General features: G+C 69.5%; 3 protein-coding genes. All 3 read right to left on the bottom strand.

From position 1 onward, the window contains the following. Positions 1 to 52 precede the first annotated feature (52 nt). Positions 53 to 517, bottom strand: coding sequence for a flagellar export protein FliJ (gene fliJ, locus JHD82_RS28755; protein ID WP_012202574.1), 465 nt, complete (start codon positions 515 to 517; stop codon positions 53 to 55). A gap of 65 nt (positions 518 to 582) precedes the next feature. Beyond that, positions 583 to 2,025, bottom strand: coding sequence for a flagellar protein export ATPase FliI (fliI, locus tag JHD82_RS28750; RefSeq protein ID WP_233174944.1), 1,443 nt, complete (start codon positions 2,023 to 2,025; stop codon positions 583 to 585). Then, the coding region (locus tag JHD82_RS28745; protein WP_199140289.1) for a FliH/SctL family protein at positions 2,015 to 2,667 on the bottom strand (653 nt) is incomplete at its 5' end. The genes fliI and JHD82_RS28745, both read right to left, overlap by 11 nt.

Below are 2,667 nucleotides of genomic sequence, written 5' to 3'. Positions count from 1 at the left end.
GCATGGCGCTGCGCGCATCGGCGCGCTGTTCGATCTGGTTGGTGGACATGCTTCAAGCCTCCTGGAATGTCAGCCCGAAGCTGCGACGGAAAAACTGGATGGCCGCACGTTCATCGGTTTCCTTTTGCTCGCGGCGCATCTGGCTCAGCGCCAGATCGCGGCGGCGCACCTCGACGACCTTGCGCAGGCTGCTGACCCGCAGCTCGCAGGCCATCAAGGCCTTTTGCGCGGCCTCCAGGCGGATCGCCAGGTCGGCCAGCACCCGCGTCTGCAGGCCGATGGCGTGCTGCAGGCGGTCCATGAACTGGTACTGGTGGAACATGACCTCGGGCTGCACGGACTGGTTTTCCTGCGCGCCCCAGCGCGTCTGCATTTCCTGCACGTAGTGCTGCAGCTGCTCCATTTGCGTCTGCGCGGCCTGCTGCGAGCGCAGGCGCTCCTGCACCGCCTGGCGCGCCTCGTCACGCTTGCGCGACGCGGCATCGATGGCCACCATCAAGGCATTCAAGGACGACATACCGGGGTTTCCTCCCTGTGTTCGTTATCGCGTTGGTCGCGTTTTGGCAGTGCCGCGTCGCCGCGTCACTGCCCACCGAGTGCGGCAGCCATGCCCGAGATGCTCTCGTCCATGGAAGCCGACTCGAACATGCTTTGCTGCAGAAAGGCCGCCATGGCCGGCTGCAGGCGTATCGCCTCATCCATCTGCGGGTCCGAGCCCGCCATGTAGGCGCCGACCTGGACCAGGTCCCGCCCCTTCTGGTAGCGCGAATAGACAGCGCGAAAGCGCCGTGCCAGCTCGAAGTGCTCGCGCGAGACCACGTTGTGCATCACGCGCGAGGCCGATTGCTCGATATCGATGGCCGGGTAGTGGCCCGACTCGGCCAGCGCCCGCGACAGCACGACGTGGCCGTCCAGAATGGCGCGCGCCGCGTCGGCAATCGGGTCCTGCTGGTCATCGCCTTCGGACAGCACGGTGTAGAAGGCCGTGATCGAGCCCACGCCGTTGAGGCCGTTGCCGCTGCGCTCGACCAGGGCCGGCAGCTTGGCAAAGCACGACGGCGGATAGCCCTTGGTGGCCGGCGGCTCGCCAATGGCCAGGGCGATCTCGCGCTGGGCCATGGCATAGCGGGTCAGCGAGTCCATGAGCAGCAGCACATGCTGGCCCTTGTCGCGGAAATGTTCGGCAATGGCCGTGGCATAGGCGGCGCCCTGCATGCGCAGCAGCGGCGGCGCATCGGCCGGCGCGGCGACGACCACGGCGCGGCTGCGGTCCTGGGCGCCGAGGATGTCTTCGACGAATTCCTTGACCTCGCGGCCGCGTTCGCCGATCAGGCCGACCACGATCACGTCCGCCTGGGTGTAGCGCGCCATCATGCCCAGCAGCACGGACTTGCCCACGCCCGAGCCCGCGAACAGGCCCAGACGCTGGCCCCGGCCCACGGTGAGCAGGGCGTTGAGCGAGCGCACGCCGGTGTCCAGCGTCTCGCGCACCGGGTCGCGGTCCATGGCGTTGATGGGGTTGCGGTCCAGCAGATCGGCGCTCACGTCGGCCAGCGGGCCGCCATGGTCCAGGGGCTGGCCCTGCGAATCCACGACACGGCCCAGCAGGCCGCTGCCGATGGGCAGGCGCAGCACGCCGGCCGCCAGGGACACGGGCGGCTCGACACCGTCGCCAAAGCGCAGCGGTGCGACAAAGGGTTCGGCCGGCGTCACGATGGCGCCGCTGGACAGGCCCTGGATGTCGCCCGCAGGCATGAGAAACGCACGCTCGCCGGCAAAGCCGACGACCTCGGCCAGCACCGGGTCCTGGCCCTGCTGGCGTATCCAGCACTGCGAGCCCACGGGCACCTGCAGGCCCGTGGCCTCCAGCACCAGGCCGGTCAGGCGCGTGAGCGTGCCGTGGGTTTCCAGGGGAATGTCGCTCTGCAGGCGGGCGCGGGCATTGGACAGCAGTTGCTGCCAGGGCCTGGCGGCAGGCTCGGGGGTCAGTTTGGCGGCGTCGGCCAGCGGGGCGTCAACCGGCATCGCGTTCTCCGTCATACCAGGTGGAGACCAGGCCCAGCGCGGCCACGGCGCGGCGCCAGCGCTTGTCCATGCCGGCATCGACCTGGGCGCCGCCCGATTCCACGCGCACATCGCCCTGGGCCACGGAGGCGTCGCTGATCCACTGCACCTTGGACTGGGCGCCATGCTCGGCGCGCAGCGCCTCGTCCAGCACGGCGAAGTCGGCGGGATTCAGGCGCACGGTGGCGGCGCGGCCATCGGCGGCCAGCATGTCCAGCGCCTCGCGCACCACGGGCAACAGGGCCTGGGGCTGGCTGCGCAGCTCCTGGCGGACCACCTGGCGCGCAATGTCGCAGGCCAGGTTGAGCAGTTCCTGCGCTGCATCCGTCTGCAGCTGCTTGAAGCCGGCATCCAGGCCGGACAGCAGTGCGTCCACGCGCTGCGCCGTCTCGCGGCCTGTGCCGGAGACGTAGTCATCCATGTGTTGCTGCCACTGCTGCCGGGCTTCCTGGCGGCCCTGCTCCAGGCCCTCGGCATGGCCTTCGGCGCGTGCCTGTTCCAGCAGGGCATGCAGTTGTTCCTCATCCACTGCGGGGGCGGTGGAGGCCGGAGCGCCCGGCGTGTCGGCTTCGACATCCAGCACCATGGAGTCGGCCTCCAGCC

It is taken from the genome of Delftia sp. ASV31 (assembly GCF_016428765.1).
In the GTDB taxonomy this organism is placed as follows: domain Bacteria; phylum Pseudomonadota; class Gammaproteobacteria; order Burkholderiales; family Burkholderiaceae_C; genus Comamonas; species Comamonas acidovorans.
This window is presented reverse-complemented; position numbering and strand designations above follow the sequence as displayed.

Bases quoted from the DNA above. Each gene is read 5' to 3' on its own strand.
- fliJ (WP_012202574.1), bottom strand. From the start codon at position 517: ATGTCGTCCTTGAATGCCTTGATGGTGGCCATCGATGCCGCGTCGCGC.
- fliI (WP_233174944.1), bottom strand. From the start codon at position 2,025: ATGCCGGTTGACGCCCCGCTGGCCGACGCCGCCAAACTGACCCCCGAG.